The sequence below is a fragment of the Lactococcus petauri genome (assembly GCF_002154895.1).
Classification (GTDB): Bacteria; Bacillota; Bacilli; order Lactobacillales; family Streptococcaceae; genus Lactococcus; species Lactococcus petauri.
The window spans coordinates 313,452-336,010 of the sequence record NZ_MUIZ01000003.1 but is presented as its reverse complement, the minus strand read 5'-3'; the positions used below and the strand labels follow the sequence as shown (position 1 = coordinate 336,010).

Here is a 22,559-nt window from a genome sequence, read left to right as displayed (position 1 = left end):
CAGCTATAAATTTTTCGGAGGAAAAATGGACAAACAAATTATTCATTTGAAAAATGATTATACGAATGCTAAACAAACAGAAAGAAACTCCCATCCTCTACCTCGACGGAAACATCTAGGTATTATTTTGATTGGAGCAATGTTGCTTTTTAGCTTAGCAACTATCAGTGTGGTACAGTCTTATCAAAATTTACAAAAACAAATTGCAATGGAGGCTCAAGCTGCACAGAAAAATGCAGCATTGGACCACGATTTAGCCCTTAAAAGTTCAGATATCAGTAAACTCAAAGATCCAACCTTTTTAGCAAAATATGCGCGTGCTAAATTAGATGATTCCCAAGCAAATGAGAAAGTTTTTAGCATTCCAGAACTTGTCAATGGTGGGATAGAGCCGTGATTGGAAAAATAAAATCAATCAGTAAATTTGGACTTTTTGTCCTTTTTTCTGATTCAAAAACAGGTCTTTTACGGTGGTCGAATATACCTAAAAGACAGATAAAATTTAAAGCAGGCGATCTTATTGAAGTGGAAGTTTTGAAGGAACGTGAAGATGGAAAAATAGAACTATCTTTTATCGAAAAAGATTTTAAAGAAACTTTTGGGAGTTTTTTGGAAGAAACTGAAGATCGGCTGAGAGATTTAAGCACAAAAAACGGGAACCTTAAAAGATTATGACGACAAAAGACGGAAACTTGAATGACGGACGTGCTGTATATTATCAAGGAAAACGAATTGAAGATTTTACAGCAGAACCAGTTTTTGCACGGACTTTAAAATACATTCAACGTTATTACGAGTTGCAAAACGAAAAAGCAGGGCATATGTATGATGAAAAGGGTATTCAGCATCCTACGATGTTTCTTCCACCTAAAAGTATTGAGGATTTGGCCAAAAAACGTAAGATTTATGAGGATGTGGCGCGTGAAAGCTTTGGTATGCTAGGACGTACACCTGATTTTATTGATACGGGCATTGCTGTTCTTGATTATTATGCTGATATTCTAGGAGCAGATCAACGCACGAATTATGCACTAAATGCTAAAAAATGGGGAGAAGGTGTTAAGGAGAAAGACTTATTCGTTTCCCATGCAATTCAGAATCCTCAAGTGGATCGTTCGAAAAATTTGAATACCTTGCTTGAAGAAGGGCAAGAATTTGCAGCAGTTTGGATCAAAGAAGAGCGTCCAGATGGTGTTCTTGTTCGTGGTGCCAAACAGGTTAATACTTTGGCGCCTTTAGCTGATGAATTGATGGTCTTTAACTTGCCGGGTCTCTCAGCTGAAGATAAAAAGTTTGCTCTGGCTTTTTCTGTTCCCTTAGCGACTGAAGGTGTGAAGATTGTCTGTCGTAAATCCACAATGCGAGAGGAATTTTCTCTCAAAGATTATCCCCTTTCGGGATCTTTTGACGAGATGGATGCGTTTATCATTTTTGATGATGTCTTTATCCCAAATGAACGTCTTTTTGTTTGTGGTGATGTTGCCTTGTCGAATGCATTCTTTGAAGGTTCAGGATTTTTTGTACATACGGCACATCAAGATGAAGTTCGCGGCTATGTGAAGTTAGAATTTGTAACAGGCTTAGCTGTACGCTTAGCAGAAAAATTAGGCTTAACTGAGTTTTTGCGTGTGCAAGAGATTTTAGGAACTTTAACAGTAAATTTGGAAATGATTAAATCCAGTATTCTGGCGAGTGAATATACTGCACAGATAGAAAATGAAGTCTTAAAACCAAATATGCAAGTTTTACTTGCCGTTCGTGCGAGTTTAACAAAGTATTATGATGAAGCTCTTCGGGCCATTGCTGAATTTGCTAGTGGCTCAATTGTTGGCGTGCCAGATTTTCGAGAATTTGAAAATTCCGAAATAGCTGACCTTTTGAAAGCAAGTATGACTAGTCCATTGCTTCAGGCAGAGGATCGTGCACTTCTGCTTAATTTAGCTTGGGATATTACTGGCGAATCTTTTGGCCAACGGCAAAGAACTTATGAATTTCTGCACGGTGGTAATCCAATGTGGATTAAGAATATGCACTGGAAAACCGCAGACTTAAGTAAAGCATACGATATGATTGATAAGGTTTTAGAAAATGCAAAAACTGAAGAATGAAATGAATATAGCTGTTTGGTTGGTAATGATTATAATGCTCATGCCAGCCTTTTTTATCTTGCCGCAGAAGAATCAAAATGTAAGCATTGATTCCAAAGTAAAAAGCTTAACACAAAGTAAGGAAAATTACTATACAAGCATACCTTCTCGTGCCGTGACGCTTACCCAAGTAATAGCCTACAAAGATGTAGCCATGACACAAAAAATCGGGGAATTTCCGAGGCAGAAACAGCTTGAAATTATAAATTTAAAAGAAAATATGTTTGAATTGGCCAATCATACTTTTGTCAAAGCAGATCCGAAAATGATAGGTTCAGATGTTTTACTGAACAAAGAAGAGCAAAAGATAAGTGTTTATACAGCAAAGACAGCTGAAGTTTATTATAATCCGTTTACGACTTATGACAAGGAAGTTTACACAAAACTTTCAGGTGGTCAAAAACTGCTTACCAATCAAGTCGCCACAACTCATTGGGGCACTTATTATGAGGTTATCTTTAATGGGGGACAAACAGGATGGGTTAGCAAGGAAAACTTGAAGTTTGAAGACCCTAAGATGGTTCAGGCTCAAGAGATGTTGAAGCAAAAGTATGACGATTCAAAGTATTCTATTTATGTTAAACAACTGGACAACTCATTTACAATAGGTGTCAACCAAAAGCAAAAGATGTATGCAGCGAGTTTATCGAAGCTTCCGATATTGTATTGGACACAAAAGCGCTTAAATGAAGGTCAAGCAACCTTAAGCGACAAATTGCTATATAATACTGCAATTAATACATTTAAAGGTTCATTTGAAGCTGGAGGAACAGGAACACTACCAGTTATAGCTGATAATAAAGGCTATTCCTTATCAGAAGTTATCGATCGGACAGCAAAAAACTCGGATAATGTGGGAAGCAATCTTTTAGCCTACTATGAAACGGGACAATTTTCTCCAGCTTTTCGAAATGAGATTACAAAAATCGCAGGGGAAGCTTGGGATCCGGTTGAGCGAGAAGCCTCAGCTGAAATGACCGGAAGAGTGCTCGAAGCTCTGTATAATGAAGGAGGTTACTCCTTCAATGCTCTATTTGATACACAATTTGACGATGTAAAAATACAGGCAGGTTTACCTAAAAATGTTCGTGTTGCTCATAAAATTGGTGCTGCTGATGCTTACAATCATGATGCAGCTATTGTTTTTACAAATCAACCTTATATCTTGGTGGTAGAAACAAAAGGTGGTAGTGACAAGATCATTTCTCAAATTTCCAAGGATGTCTATGAGGTACTCAAATGAATAGATTTCTAAAACTGGTTCAACAAAAGGAATTCTTTAAAGAGCACAGACGCGTTTTAGTTGCCTTATCTGGTGGGAAAGATTCAATGACTCTTTTCAATTGGCTTTATACTTACCGCAAAGAACTTGAGGTTGAACTGTTTACAGCACATGTAAACTATGGTTTACGCGATGTTGCAGATTGGGAAGAAGAACAACTGAAGCAAAAAATGGCGGATCTCCAGATTGAATTGGAAGTTGCTCATTACGATTCTGATGAGAAATTCAGTGAAGAAGCAGGAAGAAACATGCGTTATGAGTTTTTTCGTCAAGTTATGGCAGATAAAAACTGTACTGCTTTGGTCACAGCGCATCACAAAGGCGACCAAGTTGAAACAGTCCTCATGCGCGAAATTACAGGACGACGTTTACGCCATTTGACCGGAATTCCTGAACGTCAGGCCTTTGGTTCCGGTGAATTAATTCGTCCTTTACTCACTTTTAGTAAAGATGATTTTGATGCGGAGGAATATTTTGAGGATGTAACAAATGCAGGAACGGATTATTTGCGCAATCGTGTACGTAATCAATATATACCAGCACTTACACAGGAAAATCCACAGTTTTCTGAGGCAATTGTAAGTATGTCGCAAGAAATTACCTTGGCTTTTTCAGTAATCAAAGATAAGATAGCAGAGTTAGAAATTATCAAGGACGAAATCAATCTCAAACTTTTTTTCAGACAATCAAAGGCTTTGCAACATTTTATCCTTCAAGAATATCTAGAAAAATTCCCTGACCTGCAGGTTTCCAAAGCAAAATTTTCAGAACTTTTATGGATTATTGAGCGTCCGCAGCAATACCGTTCGGAACTATCTAGCGCCTATTTTTTTGTGAAAAATGACCAGTATTTCATGATTGTTCCGAATCAACCTTTCCCTAAAAAAGAAATCGAAATAAGGGAGAATGATCCCAAAGATGCCAGTTTCATGCGTGTTGATCTTCCAATGGAAGGTGAAATTGAAATAAGGAAGCGTCAGCCAGGGGATTATATTTTGATAAATGGACATCATAAAAAATTGCGGAAATTTTTTATTGAACAACATGTTCCATTGGAAAAGCGCGAAAATCTTTTAATTTTAGTTGAGAAAGATATCTATGCTATCACTGATTTAACTGTTTCAGATTTGAGTAAAGCCCTTAAAAATGATAAAATGAAAAGGACGCTGTGGGTCAAACCCACTATAAGAGAGGATATTGATAATGCTTGAAAAAGACATAAAAAAAGTACTCATTTCAGAAGAAGAAATCCAGAGTAAAACGATTGAACTTGGAAAAATTCTTGCTGATGAATATAAAGACAAAAATCCATTGCTTCTAGGCATTTTACGTGGCTCAGTTCCCTTCCTTGCGGAATTAGTTAAACGCATGGATATCCAATTGGAAATGGATTTCATGACCGTTTCAAGCTATCATGGCGGAACAGAGTCTTCAGGTGAAGTAAAGTTGCTTCTTGACGTGGCTACTCCTGTAACTGGACGAGAAATTATTATTGTTGAAGATATCATCGATACTGGCCGTACTTTGAAATATCTGAAAGAGCTTCTCGAACACCGTGGGGCGACCGTTAAAATCGTAACACTTTTGGATAAACCAGAAGGACGTGTTGTGGAAATTGATGCAGATTATACTGGCTTTACAATTCCAAATGAATTCGTTGTCGGTTTCGGACTTGATTTCGATAACCACTACCGTAACCTCCCTTATGTCGGTGTATTAAAAGAAGAAGTTTATAACAAATAAAAAAACTCATACCAAAGTATGAAAAATGCTCATGATAGGGCTTACTAATAGCAAAAGATACGTAAGTATGCTATAACTAAGAGATAAAAAAATAAAAGGCAAAGAAGAAAATATGAACAATCCAAATCCTAACAACAATAAAAACGGAGGCTTTATTAAAAGTACTCTAGGTTGGGTCTTGCTTGTAATCGTCATCGTTTTCGGTATTAATGCTTTCTTTAGTGGCAATCAATCTAACGTTGATAAAATCAGCTACTCTACATTGATGAGTGACATTAAAGACGGTAATATTAAATCACTGAAAATGCAGCCTAGTGATAGTCTGTTTACAGTTTCTGGCGAATACAAGGATCCCAAACCTGTAGAAGGTAATAACAACCTTCCATTTTTACCAGGCAACAATTCTAAAGTAACGAATTTCCAATCGCTTATTATCCCTACAGATAGTGTGATTAAAGGTGTCCAAACAGCAGCAGAAGAAAAAGGAATCCAAGTGAGTGTCGTTCCAGCTTCAACAAGCGGTATGTGGATCCAAATTCTTTCATACATCTTACCAATGCTTCTCATGGTCGGCTTCTTCTGGCTAATGATGGGCGGAATGGGCTCACGTGGTGGCGGCGGTGCCGGCAATCCAATGAGCTTTGGTAAATCTAGAGCGAAGCAACAAGACGCTAAAACTTCAAAAGTTCGCTTTGCAGACGTTGCAGGATCAGAAGAAGAAAAACAAGAACTTGTCGAAGTTGTTGATTTCCTCAAAAATCCTAAAAAATACCATGATCTTGGTGCACGTATCCCTGCGGGTGTTCTTTTAGAGGGCCCTCCAGGTACAGGTAAAACTTTGCTTGCAAAAGCTGTTGCCGGTGAAGCTGGCGTTCCTTTCTATTCTATTTCTGGTTCTGATTTTGTCGAAATGTTTGTCGGTGTCGGTGCCAGCCGTGTACGTGACCTTTTTGAAAACGCGAAGAAGACAGCACCATCAATCATCTTTATTGATGAAATTGATGCTGTCGGTCGTCAACGTGGCGCTGGTCTTGGCGGTGGTAATGATGAACGTGAACAAACACTTAACCAACTCTTGGTTGAGATGGATGGTTTCCAAGACAATGATAATTCTGTTATTGTTATCGCAGCGACAAACCGCTCAGACGTTCTCGATCCAGCTTTGCTACGTCCAGGTCGTTTTGACCGTAAAGTACTTGTTGGCGCCCCTGATGTTAAAGGTCGTGAAGCTGTACTTCGTGTGCATGCGAAAAACAAACCCCTTGATTCAAGTGTTGACCTTAAAGTTGTTGCACAACAAACCCCAGGTTTTGTTGGAGCCGATCTTGAAAATGTCCTTAATGAAGCTGCTCTCGTGGCCGCACGTCGTGATAAAAAAGTTATCGATGCTTCAGATATTGATGAAGCACAAGACCGTGTTATTGCAGGACCAGCTAAGAAGGACAAGAAAATCTCTGAACGTGAACGTGAAATGGTGGCTTACCATGAAGCAGGGCACACAATCGTTGGTTTGGTCCTTTCAAATGCTAATACTGTCCATAAAGTTACGATCGTTCCACGTGGCCGCGCCGGTGGTTATATGATTGCTCTTCCTAAGGAAGATCAATTCCTTCTTTCAAAAGAAGATATGCAAGAAAACCTTGCAGGTCTTATGGGTGGCCGTGCCGCTGAGCAAATTATCTTTAATGCTATCACGACAGGCGCTTCAAATGACTTTGAACAAGCTACGCGTATCGCTCGTGGTATGGTGACACAATACGGTATGTCAGAAAGACTGGGTACAATCAGTTACGAAGGCAGTCAAGCTGTATTTATTGGACGTGATTACGGACAAACAAAAACTTACTCAGAAGCTACAGCACAAGCTATTGATGAAGAAATCCGTGCAATTACGAAAGAAGCTTACGATAAAGCTGTTGAGATTATCGAAGCTCACCGTGAACAACATAAAGCTATTGCGCTTGCCCTTCTTAAATACGAAACATTGGATGCTAAACAAATCATGTCTCTTTATAAGACAGGTAAAATGCCGGATGATGTTATCGAACACGAAAATGAGCCTGTAGAAGCAAAATCATTCGAGGAAGTCCTTGAAGATGCAAATAAAGCTCAAGAAGAAGCAGCTAATGAAAATAAAGAAGATAAAACAGTCGAATAAGACTGTTTTTTTCTAAACTCGGATATTTATAATCTAAATATTCGAGTTTTTCTTTGACAAAAAATAAAAATATGGTATACTAATATAGTTGTCACTCAACAAGTTCTATCTAAACACGAATTAAAAAGAAATTATTTTGGAAAAACTACAGTTTATTCTTGACATATTTCTAAATTAGTGTATAATAGAAAAGTACTGTTCGAGAGGACAGCGCAATAATAAGATGGTCCGTTGGTCAAGGGGTTAAGACACCGCCTTTTCACGGCGGTAACACGGGTTCGAATCCCGTACGGACTATTTTTGGAGGATTACCCAAGTCCGGCTGAAGGGAACGGTCTTGAAAACCGTCAGGCGGGTAAAACCGTGCGTGGGTTCGAATCCCACATCCTCCTTTTTATTATCGCGGGATGGAGCAGCTAGGTAGCTCGTCGGGCTCATAACCCGAAGGTCGTAGGTTCAAATCCTGCTCCCGCAATTAATTATTGAATTACATTTTTGGCTCGGTAGCTCAGTTGGTAGAGCAATGGATTGAAGCTCCATGTGTCGGCGGTTCGATTCCGTCTCGCGCCATTTGCGGGTGTAGTTTAGTGGTAAAACCTCAGCCTTCCAAGCTGATGTTGTGAGTTCGATTCTCATCACCCGCTTTGTTTTTTATAAAAGTATGAAAAACATTTCAAATATGAGGGAGCATAGCTCAGTTGGTTAGAGCACTGTGTTGATAACGCAGGGGTCCGAGGTTCAAATCCTCGTGTTCCCATATTTGGTATTCATTGCATAGGAGATACACCTGTTCCCATGTCGAACACAGAAGTTAAGTCCTATAACGCCGGAAGTAGTTGGGGGTTGCCCCCTGTGAGATAAGGTAGATGCCAAGTATTGCGGATTAGCTCAGTTGGTAGTAGCGCATGACTGTTAATCATGATGTCGTCAGTTCGAGTCTGACATCCGCAGTCCCAAGACAATCTAAGGGTTGTCTTTTTTTATTTTATATACTACTGATGAAACCGCTAACTCTTTTACTTGAAAAAGACCTCGGAACATGTTAGTATATGTATATAGAAAAGCACTGGAATGTGCGAGTTTACTCAAATTTTTGACCGACTATATTTGTATTGCATAGGGGTTCAAGAGACATTCGATAGCGTTAAGACTCTGAATAAAGTAAGAGCAGCTGATCTGAAGCGAGAACACCCACCTGGCTTCTTGGCGGGTTCAATACTGGAGTAAGCATACGGCATTCAATCAGTGTTTTTTTTTTGTGTATTTATAAATTTTTTTTACAAATAAAGTCATTCTCTTAGTATCTTTAGTTATTAACTCAAAAGGCTATAAAACGCCATTGTGAGCTTTCTTAACTTGTTTCACATATCTTTTTACTAAGGTTCTGCAAAAGAAGCTAAAAGAGCTCATATGGAGCCTTGAAGGATGAGAGAAATAAATACAAAAATTCTTGCAATTTTTACTGAAAGTGCTATACTAATAAAGTAAGTTATTACATGTGAATAGCCTCCTTAGCTCAGTTGGTAGAGCAGTAGACTCTTAATCTATGGGTCGCAGGTTCGAGCCCTGCAGGGGGCACTATAAAATAAACAGTCTCATTTTTAGGATGAGGCTGTTTTTTATATCGAATTAAGATGATATAAGATTTGAAGCTATTTTAATAATAGTAATGCTATCTTGCTTATCTGAGTAACAGCCTTAGCTGTAGGTGCAATAGGATAAGTCTCTTGACAAAGATAGACCTCTGGCTTTACAATATAAGAATGAAGAGTGTTGAAACCCGTGGGCTCGTCCTGTATACTAAAAATTATCGTGAAAAGGATAAGTTGGTCAAGATTTTTACTGAGTCTTTTGGCAAGCGTATGTTTTTTGTTAAAAATTTTGCACGTTCTAAATATGCCAGCAGTTTACAAAACTTTACAGCTGCAAGTTTGATGGGAACAATCAATGATGAAGGTTTTTCCTTTCTTGATGATGTGAGTGAAGCTGTAACTTACAAGCATATCAGTGAGGATATCTTCCTTAATGCTCATGCTTCTTATATTATTAGTCTAGCCGATGCAGCAATTCCGGATAACCAATATGATTCTTCTCTTTATGCTTTCGTGATTAAGTGTATGGACTTGTTGGATCAAGGTTTTGATAAAGAAATCATTACCAATATTTTTGAAATCCAAGTTTTAAGTCGTTTTGGAGTTGCTCTAAATTGTACGGAATGTGCTTTTTGCCATAGTAAGCAAGGTCCTTTTGATTATTCCTATAAATTCAACGCTTGCCTTTGCAAAAATCATTTTGATGAGGATATGCGTCGCTTACATCTGGATCCTAACGTTCTTTATTTGGTCAATCTCTTTCAGGAAATATCTTTAGATCAACTCGAGAAAATATCTGTTAAAAGAGAGATGAAAGAAAAGATACGTTTATTTATTGATGGTATCTACGACGAATATGTCGGTATTCATTTGAAATCTAAAAAGTTTTTAGATGGAATGAAAGATTGGGCCGACATAATGAAAGAATAAAAAAAGCATTCAGATGAATGCTTTTTTTATTCTTTTAAACGTGGATAGGTAATCCATCAGCAATTTCAGCTGTATCCATGATTGCTTCACCAAGTGTTGGGTGAGGCTGGATAGTCAAGGAAATATCTTTTGAAGTCAAACCATTTTCAATCGCAAGAGCAAGACCTGAAATCAAGTCAGAAGCTCCAGGACCAACGATTTGAGCACCAATAACGGCTCCTTCTTTGTTCTCTGTAATTAAACGGATGAAACCTGTTGTATCGTCCATTGAGATAGCACGTCCGTTAGCTGCAAATGGGAATTTGCTGATTTTAACTTGATCCATGCGATCTTTTACAGATTCAGGTGTTTCACCTACAGTAGCCAACTCTGTTGTTGTATAAGCAACAGCAGGAAGAGCGATATGCAAGTCCACAGCGTCTTCTCCGCCCGCAATGGCAGCAGCAGCAATCTTCGCTTGGAATGATGCTTTGTGTGCGAGCATTGGTCCAGGAACAACGTCACCAATAGCATAGATGTGCGGTACAGAAGTTTGGAATGAGTCATCGACTTCGATGAGGCCACGATCTGTAAGCTTAACGTCAGTGTTGTTAAGACCTAGCATATCAGTATTTGGACGACGACCTACGGATACGAGCAAGTAGTCACCCGTAACTGTTTGTTCTTTACCATCTACTTCGAAAGTTAAAGTAACATCTGTATCTGTTTGAGTCGCAGATTTTGCCATAGCAGAAGTGAAGATTTCTGAACCAGCAGTTTTTACACGGTTAGCAATGATGTCTGACATTTCTTTGTCAAAACCATTTAAGATGTGATCTAATCCTTCAACAATAGTAATTTTAGAACCTAACATACGGTAGGCGCCACCAAGTTCAGAACCGATAACACCACCACCAACGATAATCAAATGTTTAGGGATTTCCTTCAGATTAAGCGCACCTGTTGAATCAATAATGCGTCCGCCGTAAGGGAAACTTGGGATTTCAATTGGACGTGAACCTGTAGCAATAATTGCATTTTGGAAGTTCAACAATTGGAAGCCGTCTTCTTGCTCCACGTTAATTGTTTCATTATCGATGAATTCAGCTGTTCCTTTAATCAACTCAATTTTATGCTTTTTCAGGAGCATTGCGATACCGCCAGTGAGTTGCTTCACAACTTTTTCATCTTTCCATGATTGAGCAGCTGCCCAATCAAGATTTACTTCACCGTTAGAAAGTCCAAAGGGACTTTTGCCTGCTTCTTGTTTAAGAGCGTCTTGATAGTGGTGTCCCACGTTAATCAAGGCTTTTGAAGGGATACAACCAATATTAAGGCATACCCCACCTACGTTATCTTTTTCGATAACAACAACTTTTTTACCAAGTTCAGCCGCGCGAATCGCCGCAACGTAACCGCCAGGGCCTGATCCGATGACAACTGTATCTACTTCAGTGGCTTGTGCACCAACAACCATAATTATTCTTTCCTCTTTTCTTCTTAAACTTCCATGAGCATGTAAGCTGGATCAGCTAAAAGACTCTTAAGATAGTTCAATGAACCTTGTCCGAGCATACCATCGATGAGACGGTGGTCGTAGCTTACAGAAAGCTTCATGTTTTGACCAACAGCTAATTCACCTTCAGCGTTAACGATTGGTTCTTTAACGATTGAACCAAGGCCAAGGATCATAACGTCAGAACCATTGATGATTGGTGTAAACCAAGTGCCGCGGGCAGAACCAATATTTGAAATTGTGATTGTTGAACCGCGCATTTGGTCTGGTTTGATAGAACCAGTACGTACAGCTTCAGCAAGTTCAGAAATTTCTTTAGCAATAGTAAAGATTGATTTCTTATCTGCATTTTTAATCACAGGTACATAAAGTCCGCTTGGCGCATTTACGGCGATACCAATGTTTACATCATTATGGTAAACAATATCCGTACCGTCGATAGATGCGTTAATTTCTGGGAATTTCTTAGCTGTAGCAGCCAAGGCTTTAGTCACGTAAGCAAGGTAAGTAAGTTTAACATCTTGTTTAGCCGCAATTTCTTTGTATTCTTTACGGTGAGCAACAAGTTTAGAAACTTCCACTTGGTCAAAGTTAGTAACCGCTGGAATATTTGCATTTTGTGTGCTCATCGCGTTTGAGATGGCTTTACGTGTTGGCGTCATTGGCTCACGACGATCACCTTCAGCTGCTTGTACAGGAGCTGGAGCTGGTTTAGGAGCAGCAGGTTTAGCTGCATCAGCCTTAGGAGCTGGCTTAGCTTCCGCAGGAGCAGCGGCTTTAGGAGCAGCTGCGCCAGAAGCAAAGGCTTTGACATCTGCCAAGGTTGTGTGTCCATGACGACCTGTAGATTGAACTTGAGTCAAGTCAATACCGTGTTCACGCGCATAGTGACGTACAGATGGCATCGCAAGAACGCGACCGTCTGCGGTAGTACGTGTTGTAGCACCACCTTCAGTTTTAGGAGCAGAAGGTGCTGTATCGGCAGTTGTTGTTGGAGCAGCTTTAGGAGCTGGAGTAGCGGCAGCTGTAGAACCATTACCATTGTATTCGATAAGTGGAGCGCCGACTTCAACAGTTGTTCCAGCCTCAACAAAGAGTTTTGTAACTTTACCAGAGTAAGGAGACAAGATTTCTTGCATCAATTTGTCGTTTTGTACTTCAGCAACAGGATCATCTTCTTTGACGTCGTCTCCGACTTTTACAAGCCAGTTGGCGATATCGCCTTCGTGCATACCTTCACCGATATCAGGCATAGTGAAGATTTGAGCATCACCTGAAGGAGCTTCAGAAGCAGCAGCGGGAGATGCTTCAGTAGTACCAGCTTCACCTGAGCCATCTCCATCATATTCGATAAGTGGAGCGCCAACTTCAACAGTTGTTCCAGCTTCAACGAAAAGTTTTGTTACAGTACCAGAGTAAGGAGACAAAATTTCTTGCATCAATTTGTCGTTTTGTACTTCGGCTACTGGATCGTCTTCTTTAACGACATCTCCGACTTTTACAAGCCAGTTGGCGATATCGCCTTCGTGCATGCCTTCGCCGATATCAGGCATTTTAAAAATTTCAGTCATAATCTACTACCTCTTTCACTTTTTTCACAATATCGTCAGCTTTAATTGCCCAGTCATTTTCGGCTTGAGCAAATGGGAAGATAGAATCTGGCCCCGCTACACGGCCGATAGGTGCTTTAAGTGACAGAACGAAACGTTCTGAAATTTCCGCCATAACGTTAGCAGCAATACCAGCTGTACGTTGAGCTTCTTGAACGACAACAACACGTCCAGTTTTTTCAACTGTTTCACCGATTGATTTGATGTCAAGTGGTGAAACAGTACGCAAATCAAGAACTTCAGCGCTAACACCTTCTTTTTCGAGTTGTTCAGCAGCCTTGATAGCCAAAGGAACTGTACCACCATAAGCGATAATTGAAACGTCTGAACCTTCTTTAGCAACCACTGCTTGGTCCAAAGGTGTTGTGTAATAACCTTCTGGAACTTCACCCTTAACAGAACGATAAAGGTGTAAGTTTTCAAGGTACATTACAGGGTCATTATTTTCAATGGCTGCCAAAAGGAGACCTTTAGCATCAGCCGGATTTGAAGGCATAACAACACGGAGTCCAGGAATTTGAGCAAAGAGCCCTTCAATAGAATCGGCATGCATTTCAGGTGTTTTTGTACCGATACCATAAGGTGTACGGATAACAATTGGGTTATGACGTGTGTTGTTAAAACGGTAACGTGTACGAGACATTTGTCCAGCAATTGAGTCAAAAACTTCATACACAAATGTGCCAAATTGGATTTCCATAACAGGGCGGAAGCCTTGAGTTGAAAGACCAATTGCTAAACCACCAATACCAGATTCAGCTAAAGGTGTGTTGAAGACGCGGTCTTCTCCGTGTTTGGCTTGGAGTCCGTCGGTTGCACGGAATACCCCACCATTTTGTCCAACGTCTTCACCGAAGATCAATGTGTTTTCGTCACGTTCAAGCGCCAAGTCAAGCGCTTCTGTGATTGCTGCAATATAAGTTTTTACTGCCATGTTTACTTGCCCTCACTTTCAAATTTTGCAATTTGTTCTGCCATCACTTGGCTAGGTACTTCAAGTGTGTTTTTCAAGAAGCTTGAGATTTTTTGTTTTTCAACATTATTTGCTTTCTTGATGTCTGCATCGATACGAGCATCAAGTTCTGCGATATAAGCTTCTTCTTGAGCATCATCCCAGATACCTTTTTCAGTCAAGTAAGTACGCATACGGAGCAATGGCTCTTTTGCCCACCAAGCATCAAGTCCTTCTTGGCTACGGTAACGAAGTGGATCATCACCAGCTGTTGAATGTGGCTCCAAACGGTTAGTAAGAGCTTCAATAACTACCGGTCCATTACCAGCAACAGCCCAAGCACGAGCTTCTTTAGCTGCCAAATACATAGCGATTGCATCGTTACCGTCTACAACGATAGATGGCGCACCAGCTGCCCAACCTTTAGCAGCCAAGTGAGGTGCTGCTGTTTGGAGTTCACGTGGTGTTGAGATTGCATAACCATTATTTTGGATAAAAGCAACAAGAGGAGCTTTGTAAGCAGAAGCAAAGTTGATACCTTCATAAGTATCACCTTGAGATGAACCACCATCACCTGTGTAAACAAAGGCAACTGCATCTTTTTTACGTTTTTTAAGGCCCAAAGCAACACCAGCAGCTTCAACATATTGAGCACCAATGATGATTTGTGGGAACCAAGATTTTACTTCCGCACCTTCGTCTGTTGTATATTCGTTACCGAGTTGGTGACCACGAGACCAGAGGAGCCCCTTCCAAATTGGCCAACCTTTTGCGTAAATTTGTGGCAAGTCACGATAACCTGGGAAAAGCCAGTCTTCATCAGTGAATGCAAAAGCAGAAGCCATTTGAGAAGCTTCTTGACCTGCAGTTGGTCCAAAGAATCCCATACGGCCTTGCTTAGCAAGCTTCATGCAACGGATGTCAATTTGACGACTAAGAAGCATGTTTTTAAAGAGTTCTACTAAATCTTGATCTGAAAGATCGGCACGTTTAAGGCCTTCTTCGTCAACGATTTTTCCATTTTCGTCTAAGATTTGAAGCGTTGGAAATGCGCTATCTTGTAATTCTAATTGTTCTTTGAAATCGAGGATTTTTGTGCTGTTTGACATAAATATCTCACTTTCTTCTTCATTCTTGTTTTTAAACTAATTCATCAGCTCTAAAAAGCTGTGAAAGTTCGTTGTTTTCAATTGTTCCAAAATACTGACCTGCTTTGTTTTTCTCTAAAACTTCATAGACAGCATCTGGATTAAACGGAAGACCGATAAAATCTTGTTTGATATCACGCCAGTCACGGACACCAAGGAAATCCCCCAAGAAATTAATATCAGTAATCAGACCATTATCAACGTCAACTTGGATATCAATTGATCCACCAGTAAATTTGGCATGGTTGTTGAAACTGAATTTAGGGCTTTCACCATAATTCCAATCCCAAGTTGAAAATTGTTCATCACGTGCAACCTTTATACCAGCCAGCTGTTCATCGCTCAGAATATATTCACCATCTTTACCTTGGTCCGTCAAATAGTATTTGAGGGCATCGATAAAAGTATCTAAGTTTAAGTCAGGGGCAAAGTCTTTAATGTTCCCGACACGTGCGCGGACAGATTTAGCAGCCTTAGAGACAAACTTTTCGTCAGAGACATTCAGTGAGCGGATCATCGCCTCCACATCAGTATCCCAAAGTAAAGTACCGTGGTGCATAAGGTAACCACCAGCGTAACGTTGAGCGTTCCCCGAAACTTTTTTCCCCGAAATTTCTAAATCATTTCTTCCAGTAATTTCGGCTTCAATACCAAGGGAGCGAAGTGCATCATACATGGGTTTCACGAATTGATGAAAGTTGACCTGGGCTGAACTGGCTACGGGAACAAAAAATGTAAAACAAATATTTCCCTCATCATGATAGACAGCACCACCACCAGATACGCGACGTACAACTTGTACATCATGTTGATCAATATAATCTTGGTTTATCTCAGCAAAAGTATTTTGGTTACGTCCAACGATAACAGCACGCTTATTTTGCCAAAGGGAAAATACGGGTTCGTCTGCTTTCAGATTGTTTAATAACCAAGAATCCATCGCAATGTTAGTATAGGCATCCTGCCCGAGATAATTGATATATTGCATAGATTCTCCTTCCATTAAAAATATATGTCAAATGTCTTTGACATTGAACACATATAGTTTCATTATATCCCTTGTGAAATAGAATGTAAAGAAAAATGACTCCGCTATCATAATTGAATATTATGCTATTTCTTTGAAAAATTTGTGAAGTTATGAATGTAAAAAAACATGCATTGGCATGTTTTTTTATGAGTTCAATAATTTTTATAAATCTTGCCTGATGTGTCGTGCTTTTTCAGGAAAATCTGTAAAAATTCCTGCTATATTATGCTGAAAGGCATAGCGCATGTCCGTTTCCGAATCAATCCCCCAGAGCCGGATTGGCCGATGATCAGAAGCTAGAAGTTCGGGGTACTTTAAAACATACTTTTTTTTCAAATGAAGACTGGACATAAAGTTCTCTACTTTATTTAGGCTTACCTTCTGTAATTTTTTACCTGCAAGGTAGGCTATTTCATCTTTTACACCGAGATCCTGAAGCCGCTGAAGTGTATTGACATTAAAAGAAGAATAGATGATTGTAAATGGAAGAGTTTGTTGAGCAACCAACTCCAATACTTTTTCTTCGATATCTGGGTAGTCAATAATGTCGGTCTTAAACTCAATGTTTAAGAAGCCTGTAAAGTTCTCTTTCGTCAGCAGATTTATAACTTCCTGTAATGTAGGAATACGTTCTCCCCTGAAACGGCTATCAAACCAAGAGCCAGCATCTAATTGTTTAAGTTCTGCCAGTCTTAAGTCACGGACACGTCCTTTTCCAGAGGTTGTCCGATTGACTCTTTCGTCATGAATGACGACCAATTGATTATCCTTAGACAGATGGACATCGAGTTCAATACCGTCTGATTTGACACGAAGAGCTTCTTGGAAGGCGGCTAACGTATTCTCAGGTCGGTTACATTTTGAGCCACGGTGAGCAAAAATAAGACAAGTATTCTGTTTTTTCATATAAGAATCATTTTTCTCTAAGTCCATATCTTTTCCTTCTAAATATTGTATTCATCTTCGATAGCCGTGACAAAATCATGCATAATTTTATCTCTTTTCTCAGCTAATTTTTTAGCATGTGCTGTGTTCAATAAATCTTTGAGTAAAAAGAGCTTTTCGTAAAAATGATTGAGTGTTGTGCCTTGGTTTTGGTGGTAAGTATGCTTATTCTCAAACTTTTCGGGTAATATTTGTGGGTCGTAAAAGATGCGACCTTTGGCCCAGCCATACTCTAAAGTCCGCACAATGCCCCAAGCGCCCATCGCATCAAGACGGTCGGCATCTTGGACGATTTGACCATTGATGTCAAGTTCTTTTTTCTCCAAAAGGTTAGTAGAGTAACTCATATTGTCAATGATGTAAAAGATTTTATCCTGATTCTCTTTGGAAAAATCTAAGGAAGTTAAGAAGGCTGCAAGGTCCTGTTTTTGTTTGGTAACATTGGCACAGAGCTTTTCATCATAGATGTCGTGCAGGTAGGCCGTAGCAATAACTAAATCCGAATCTGCAAGGGGCTCAGTAGCAAGAATTTGCTTTGCGAGCTTGACAACGCGACTGACGTGATCAAAGCCATGTCCATCATTGTTATTCTCATGGATTTTCTTGGCAAATGCGGCAATTTTTTCTTGAGTTGTCATAAGTTCTTGCCTTCTTTTTATTTAGCATCAAAGTAGTTAATACCCATCGCTGATTTTACTTCAGATAAGGTATTTGCAGCAACAGCGCGTGCTTTTTCAGAGCCCGCTTGAAGCATATCATAAACAGCGCCCATGTCTTTAGCGAATTCGATGCGGCGTTCACGAATTGGAGAGAGTTCACGGTCGAGAATATCCAATAGATAGCGTTTAGTTTTTACATCTCCTAAGCCCCCAGCTTGATAATGCTCTTTCATCTCAGCAATAGTAGTAGCATCTTCCTCACGTCCAAAAACATCAAGATAATGGAAGACCATATTGCCCTCAATTTTACCTGGATCCTCAACCTTGATGTGGTCGGGATCTGTGTACATACTCATCACTTTCTTTTTGAGCGTATCCATATCATCAGCCAGATAGATGCCGTTACCAAGTGATTTAGACATTTTTGCATTCCCATCAAGCCCAGGAAGACGTCCTGCCGCTTCATTTTCTGGATAAAGTCCTTCAGGTTCAACTAAAACGTCACAGTTATATGCATTATTGAAAGAACGGGCAATTTCGCGACATTGTTCAATCATTGGTTTCTGGTCATTTCCTACAGGAACCAGATTGGCTTTAAAGGCTGTAATATCTGCGGCTTGAGCGATAGGATAAACTAAGAAGCCAGCAGGAATAGATTCACCAAAGGCTTTTTGAGCAATTTCTGTTTTAACTGTAGGATTACGTTCAAGTCGTGCTAGAGAGACTAAATTCATATAATACATTGAAAGTTCAGCCAATTCAGGAATTTGGGACTGGATAAAAATGGTTGATTTTTCTGGATCGAGGCCAGCAGCCAAATAATCTAAAGCCACGTCTCCAACAGATTGGATAATTTTTTCTGGTTCTTTAGCATGATCGGTGAGTGCTTGTTGGTCGGCAAGGAAAACAAACATGTTGTATTTTCCTGTGTTTTGTAGAAGCACACGATTTTTAAGTGAGCCAACATAATGTCCGATATGGAGTTTGCCCGTAGGGCGATCGCCAGTTAAGATTGTAGGTTTATTCATGATAGTTCTCTCCTTCTTGATGTACAAATTTTTATAACAAAAAAACCCGTAAAGCATTGTAAAAATACTTTACGGGCGTTAGCACGCGGTACCACCGTAATTCGAAATTCCTAAAGAATTTCCTCTAGCTCGTCCTAGGAACGAGTGCTTTGTTAACGGGAGCAGCCGTGATTTATATTGCTTAAAATCATTTTTGTTATTATCAGTCCATTCACTTTTCTGAAAACATTGACTTGCACAACCGTCAACTTCCTAAAGAATTCTTTGAAAAGCTACTCTTCTGATAGTACAAATTCTACATTTATTTTCAAATAATGTCAAATAAGTCTGAGCCCAATCTCTTGAAAAGGCTATAATAAAATCCTATACTGAGAATATAGGCAAACTAACTATTTATAATATAAAAAAGGAGAAAAATATGGCAAATGTATCCACAGCATCAGCACAATGGCAAGGAGATTTAGAAAATGGTTCAGGTACCATCAGTCTAGATTCTTCACAAGTATTTACTGATACACCTTATAATTTTGAAGCGCGCGCTGAGCATTCGGCATCAATAACAACCCCTGAGGAACTTTTGGGTGCAGCACATGCTGCTTGTTTCAGCATGGCATTCTCATTGCTTTTAAGCGAAAAAGGTTACAAGGTCAATAATATCTATACCCAAGCAGATGTTACTTTTGCGGTAACAGCCGATGGTCCTGCGATTACAAAAATCCATCTGAAAAACCAATCTAAAATTGCTGGAATTTCTGATGATGAATTCCAAAAGTTAGCAAAAGAAATCGAAGCAACATGTCCGGTTTCTAAAGCTTTAGCATCAGTTCCTATTGAACTTGATGCGGAATTAATAATTTAAACTACAGTTATTAACATGTGGAAAGGTGCCTCCATATCTTTCCACATGTTTTTTTTGTACAAAAATAAAGTTGTAAACATGTGTATAACCTTTCGAGCAAGACAAGAGGAGTTGTCAAGAATGTGTCAACTAAGTTTACATGTGGTTCATCTGATTTTGGTTACAAATATAACACTAAGAAGTGAAGTGTGTTCATGTATGTATAATAAATTACTTTATAATTTCGATTAAGTAACTTCATAGGACTATCCTATAATTTGTAGTAGAATAAAGAGAGGAATTTCGCAAACCACACCATAATAAAAGAAAAGTAAACTTTTTAAAGGTTTACGCCCTAGAAACGAGGGAGGTGCAAGTATGCAAAAAATGAAAACAAACAAAAACGATGTGCTTAAAGAGTTGGCACAGTTGAATCGTGACGAGCTTTTTGAACGTTTAAACACGAGTTTTACGGGTTTGAACGCTGAACAGGCTGAGGAACGCTTAGACGAATACGGACCGAATGTGGTTGCAAGTCAGCAACCCGTTCCATGGTATATTATTCTGCTCCATGCTTTTAAAAATCCATTTGTTTTTGTTCTTGCTTTTTTGGCGGTTGTTTCCGCATTGACAGGAGATATGGAGGGAGCACTTTACATGTTGCTCATGGTTACCGTATCTGCTGGTGTTAGTTTTGTACAGGAATACAAGTCACAAAAAGCTTCAATCGCTTTACATGAGATGATTGAAAATACCACAAATGTTAAACGTGGAGCGGAAAATTTTGAAATCCCAATGGACGAAGTTGTTCCAGGAGATATTATTCAACTTCAAACGGGAGATATGATTCCAGCAGATGCTATTCTGCTCTCACACCGAGATCTCTTTATCAATCAAGCCTCTTTAACCGGTGAATCTTTCCCAGTCGAGAAGCGTTTGCCGGAGGATTTAGATGAAGATGAGCAAATTGATTGGGAAGTTACGTCAGCACTTGATGCTCCAAATGTTCTCTTTATGGGAACTGATGTCTTATCAGGAAATGGTGAGATTTTAATCGTTAAAACTGGTGCTTCTACCATGTTCGGTGATATTGCCAGTAAAGCTACAGCAACAAAGGTTGAATCCGCTTTTGATAAAGGATTGAGCCGTGTAAGTCGTCTTCTATTGACTTTAGTTGCGATTATGTTCCCAGTTGTTTTGGTTTTGAACTGGGTAACAAAAGGCGATTTCGAAACATCATTCTTCTTTGCCATCGCCGTAGCTGTCGGTCTTACACCTGAAATGCTGCCCATGATTGTCAATGCGAACTTGGCTAAAGGTGCAGTGGCTCTCAGTAAAGAAAAAGTCATTGTAAAAAATCTATCTGCTATCCAGAATCTAGGTTCGATGGATATACTTTGTACAGACAAGACAGGCACAATTACAGAAGACCGTGTCGTTATGGTTGAATATGTAAATTCTCGTGGCAATAAGGCAGATGAAGTATTAAATTCCGCTTTTATCAATTCTAACTTCCAAACCGGTTGGAAAAATCTGATGGACGTTGCTGTCATTGACTATTTCAAAAAATTGGGCCGTGAATTGCCTGATGAAAATATTACAAAAGTAGATGAGATTCCTTTTGATTTCTCACGTCGTCTTTTATCTGTCGTTGTAAAAACCGATAATAAAAACTTGATGGTCACAAAAGGTGCCGTTGAGGAGATGCAAGCCATCTGTACACATGTAATGGAAGACGGGAAACGTGTTGAAATTACGGAAGAACGTTTAGCAGAGATGAAAGAAGTCAACCGTGAAATGAATATGCAAGGCATGCGTGTCTTAACTATTGCTGAACGAATCATTTCAGATGATGAACTAGAAGACTTTGACTCTGATAGCGAGCGTGATATGACACTTGTCGGATTTATCGGTTTCCTGGATCCGGCTAAAGAATCTGCTGCTAAAGCAATCAATAGTTTACAAAATCACGGTGTAACTGTAAAAGTGTTGACAGGTGATAATGCCATTGTAGCGCAAAAAGTTTGTGAAGATGTTGGAATTCCGGTTGATCGTTATTGTATCGGAAGTGAAATTGATCTTATGGATGATGAAGAACTGTTCAATACAGCTATGGAAGTACATCTTTTTGCAAAATTAAATCCAATGCAAAAGGCACGAATTATTGAACTTATTCGTAAGGTTCACACGGTTGGTTTTATGGGAGACGGAATAAATGACGCCCCAAGTTTACGTGCGGCAGATATCGGGATTTCAGTTGACACTGCAGCTGATATTACTAAAGACGCCTCAAATATCATTCTGCTCGAGAAAAGTTTACAGGTCTTGGAAACGGGTGTTACTGAAGGACGTAAAGTCTTTACAAACATGATGAAGTATATTCGTATCACTTTATCCTCAAACTTTGGGAATGTCTTTTCAGTCTTGGTGGCTAGCGCCTTTTTACCTTTCTTGCCAATGCTCAGTTTACAAATTTTAACTTTGAATCTGATTTATGACATGAGTCAACTTTCAATCCCTTGGGATAATGTTGACGAAGAAGACATTGCGCGTCCAGTGAAATGGCAAACTAAAGGTCTTGCCCGTTTTGCATTTATTGTTGGACCCGTGTCTTCTATCTTTGACATCATCACTTTCCTTGTATTGTGGTATGTCTTTGGCTTCAATACAGTTGCCCATGCTAACCTTTTCCAAGCAGGTTGGTTTGCAGTCAGCTTAGGTACACAAGCTTTGGCTTTCCATATCTTGCGTACCAAAAAAGTCCCCTTCTTGCAAAGTCGTCCTTCATTGCCAGTCATTCTTTCCACAATTGGCGCATTTGTCGTTGGCTTTACATTGATTTTAAGTTCATATGGATCAATTATTGACTTAGCACACTTGCCTGTTCAATTCTTCTTCTACTGGGGTCTAATTATCCTTGCTTATCTCTTATTGTTACAGTTTGTCAAAAATGTGTACTACAAGAAATACAACTAATAAAAAAAGCTTTACCATTATGGTAA

The 22,559-nt window shown here is 39.4% G+C and carries 18 protein-coding genes, 8 tRNA genes, 1 rRNA gene and 1 other annotated feature; of the genes, 19 read left to right on the top strand and 8 right to left on the bottom strand.

The features are described 5' to 3' along the window. The first annotated feature begins 25 nt into the window (after positions 1 to 25). The 17 genes from BZZ03_RS06700 to recO all read left to right on the top strand — a co-directional run bounded on the left by BZZ03_RS06700 (position 26) and on the right by recO (position 9,852). On the top strand, positions 26 to 397 hold the full coding sequence (locus BZZ03_RS06700) for a septum formation initiator family protein (RefSeq protein ID WP_019335920.1): 372 nt from the start codon (positions 26 to 28) through the stop codon (positions 395 to 397). Next, on the top strand, positions 394 to 675 hold the full coding sequence (locus tag BZZ03_RS06695) for a S1 RNA-binding domain-containing protein (protein WP_019292435.1): 282 nt from the start codon (positions 394 to 396) through the stop codon (positions 673 to 675). The genes BZZ03_RS06700 and BZZ03_RS06695 overlap by 4 nt, the downstream gene beginning before the upstream one ends. Further along, positions 672 to 2,108 (top strand): 4-hydroxyphenylacetate 3-hydroxylase N-terminal domain-containing protein, encoded by a 1,437-nt coding sequence (locus tag BZZ03_RS06690; RefSeq protein WP_086582819.1) that lies wholly within the window; start codon positions 672 to 674, stop codon positions 2,106 to 2,108. Before BZZ03_RS06695 ends, BZZ03_RS06690 begins: the two co-directional genes overlap by 4 nt. Further along, complete coding sequence (locus BZZ03_RS06685) at positions 2,089 to 3,390, top strand: serine hydrolase (RefSeq protein WP_086582818.1); 1,302 nt, start codon at positions 2,089 to 2,091, stop codon at positions 3,388 to 3,390. Before BZZ03_RS06690 ends, BZZ03_RS06685 begins: the two co-directional genes overlap by 20 nt. Continuing rightward, positions 3,387 to 4,640, top strand: coding sequence for a tRNA lysidine(34) synthetase TilS (gene tilS, locus BZZ03_RS06680; protein ID WP_086582817.1), 1,254 nt, complete (start codon positions 3,387 to 3,389; stop codon positions 4,638 to 4,640). Before BZZ03_RS06685 ends, tilS begins: the two co-directional genes overlap by 4 nt. Continuing rightward, positions 4,633 to 5,172 carry a hypoxanthine phosphoribosyltransferase gene (gene hpt, locus BZZ03_RS06675; protein WP_003133579.1) on the top strand — a complete coding sequence of 180 codons (540 nt, stop codon included), beginning with the start codon at positions 4,633 to 4,635 and terminating at the stop codon, positions 5,170 to 5,172. Before tilS ends, hpt begins: the two co-directional genes overlap by 8 nt. Before the next feature lie 112 nt (positions 5,173 to 5,284). After that, the gene (ftsH, locus tag BZZ03_RS06670; RefSeq protein ID WP_003133580.1) at positions 5,285 to 7,330 is read left to right on the top strand and encodes an ATP-dependent zinc metalloprotease FtsH; all 2,046 of its coding nucleotides are present in this window, start codon (positions 5,285 to 5,287) and stop codon (positions 7,328 to 7,330) included. Between the two features lie 225 nt (positions 7,331 to 7,555). Next, positions 7,556 to 7,627 (top strand) — tRNA-Glu (locus tag BZZ03_RS06665). A gap of 5 nt (positions 7,628 to 7,632) precedes the next feature. Then, positions 7,633 to 7,722: transfer RNA gene (locus BZZ03_RS06660), tRNA-Ser, on the top strand. 9 nt (positions 7,723 to 7,731) lie between these two features. Further along, positions 7,732 to 7,805 (top strand) — tRNA-Met (locus tag BZZ03_RS06655). Between the two features lie 22 nt (positions 7,806 to 7,827). Then, a tRNA-Phe gene (locus BZZ03_RS06650) sits at positions 7,828 to 7,900 on the top strand. A gap of 3 nt (positions 7,901 to 7,903) precedes the next feature. Next, a tRNA-Gly gene (locus BZZ03_RS06645) sits at positions 7,904 to 7,974 on the top strand. A gap of 39 nt (positions 7,975 to 8,013) precedes the next feature. Continuing rightward, positions 8,014 to 8,087: transfer RNA gene (locus BZZ03_RS06640), tRNA-Ile, on the top strand. 2 nt (positions 8,088 to 8,089) lie between these two features. Next, positions 8,090 to 8,205: ribosomal RNA gene (gene rrf / locus BZZ03_RS06635) — 5S ribosomal RNA — on the top strand. A gap of 2 nt (positions 8,206 to 8,207) precedes the next feature. After that, a tRNA-Asn gene (locus BZZ03_RS06630) sits at positions 8,208 to 8,281 on the top strand. Positions 8,282 to 8,835: 554 nt separating this feature from the next. Further along, positions 8,836 to 8,908, top strand: a tRNA-Lys gene (locus BZZ03_RS06625). 185 nt (positions 8,909 to 9,093) lie between these two features. After that, positions 9,094 to 9,852 carry a DNA repair protein RecO gene (recO, locus tag BZZ03_RS06620; protein WP_019336065.1) on the top strand — a complete coding sequence of 253 codons (759 nt, stop codon included), beginning with the start codon at positions 9,094 to 9,096 and terminating at the stop codon, positions 9,850 to 9,852. Between the two features lie 34 nt (positions 9,853 to 9,886). Here the strand turns inward: recO and lpdA are convergent, their stop codons facing one another. The 8 genes from lpdA to trpS all read right to left on the bottom strand — a co-directional run bounded on the left by lpdA (position 9,887) and on the right by trpS (position 18,719). Continuing rightward, the gene (gene lpdA, locus BZZ03_RS06615; RefSeq protein ID WP_019292153.1) at positions 9,887 to 11,308 is read right to left on the bottom strand and encodes a dihydrolipoyl dehydrogenase; all 1,422 of its coding nucleotides are present in this window, start codon (positions 11,306 to 11,308) and stop codon (positions 9,887 to 9,889) included. 23 nt (positions 11,309 to 11,331) lie between these two features. Next, entirely contained in the window at positions 11,332 to 12,918 is a 1,587-nt protein-coding gene (locus BZZ03_RS06610; RefSeq protein ID WP_019336064.1) for a 2-oxo acid dehydrogenase subunit E2, read from the bottom strand. Beyond that, on the bottom strand, positions 12,911 to 13,891 hold the full coding sequence (locus BZZ03_RS06605) for an alpha-ketoacid dehydrogenase subunit beta (RefSeq protein ID WP_003133589.1): 981 nt from the start codon (positions 13,889 to 13,891) through the stop codon (positions 12,911 to 12,913). Before BZZ03_RS06605 ends, BZZ03_RS06610 begins: the two co-directional genes overlap by 8 nt. A 2-nt stretch (positions 13,892 to 13,893) precedes the next feature. Continuing rightward, positions 13,894 to 15,018 carry a thiamine pyrophosphate-dependent dehydrogenase E1 component subunit alpha gene (locus tag BZZ03_RS06600; protein ID WP_003133590.1) on the bottom strand — a complete coding sequence of 375 codons (1,125 nt, stop codon included), beginning with the start codon at positions 15,016 to 15,018 and terminating at the stop codon, positions 13,894 to 13,896. 31 nt (positions 15,019 to 15,049) lie between these two features. Beyond that, positions 15,050 to 16,045 carry a lipoate--protein ligase gene (locus BZZ03_RS06595; RefSeq protein WP_019292151.1) on the bottom strand — a complete coding sequence of 332 codons (996 nt, stop codon included), beginning with the start codon at positions 16,043 to 16,045 and terminating at the stop codon, positions 15,050 to 15,052. A 204-nt stretch (positions 16,046 to 16,249) separates the two neighbouring features. Next, entirely contained in the window at positions 16,250 to 17,020 is a 771-nt protein-coding gene (locus BZZ03_RS06590) for a glycerophosphodiester phosphodiesterase (protein ID WP_086582816.1), read from the bottom strand. 11 nt (positions 17,021 to 17,031) lie between these two features. After that, positions 17,032 to 17,670: an HD domain-containing protein gene (locus tag BZZ03_RS06585; RefSeq protein WP_086582815.1), complete on the bottom strand. Its 639-nt coding sequence runs from the start codon at positions 17,668 to 17,670 to the stop codon at positions 17,032 to 17,034. Between the two features lie 17 nt (positions 17,671 to 17,687). Next, entirely contained in the window at positions 17,688 to 18,719 is a 1,032-nt protein-coding gene (trpS, locus tag BZZ03_RS06580) for a tryptophan--tRNA ligase (RefSeq protein WP_019292148.1), read from the bottom strand. A gap of 68 nt (positions 18,720 to 18,787) precedes the next feature. Then, positions 18,788 to 19,017, bottom strand: a binding site (T-box leader). Between the two features lie 120 nt (positions 19,018 to 19,137). On the opposite strand from trpS, the gene BZZ03_RS06575 reads away from it, so the two are divergent. Next, complete coding sequence (locus BZZ03_RS06575) at positions 19,138 to 19,578, top strand: OsmC family protein (RefSeq protein WP_086582814.1); 441 nt, start codon at positions 19,138 to 19,140, stop codon at positions 19,576 to 19,578. 357 nt (positions 19,579 to 19,935) lie between these two features. Continuing rightward, entirely contained in the window at positions 19,936 to 22,533 is a 2,598-nt protein-coding gene (gene mgtA / locus BZZ03_RS06570) for a magnesium-translocating P-type ATPase (RefSeq protein WP_086582813.1), read from the top strand. Positions 22,534 to 22,559: the final 26 nt, after the last annotated feature.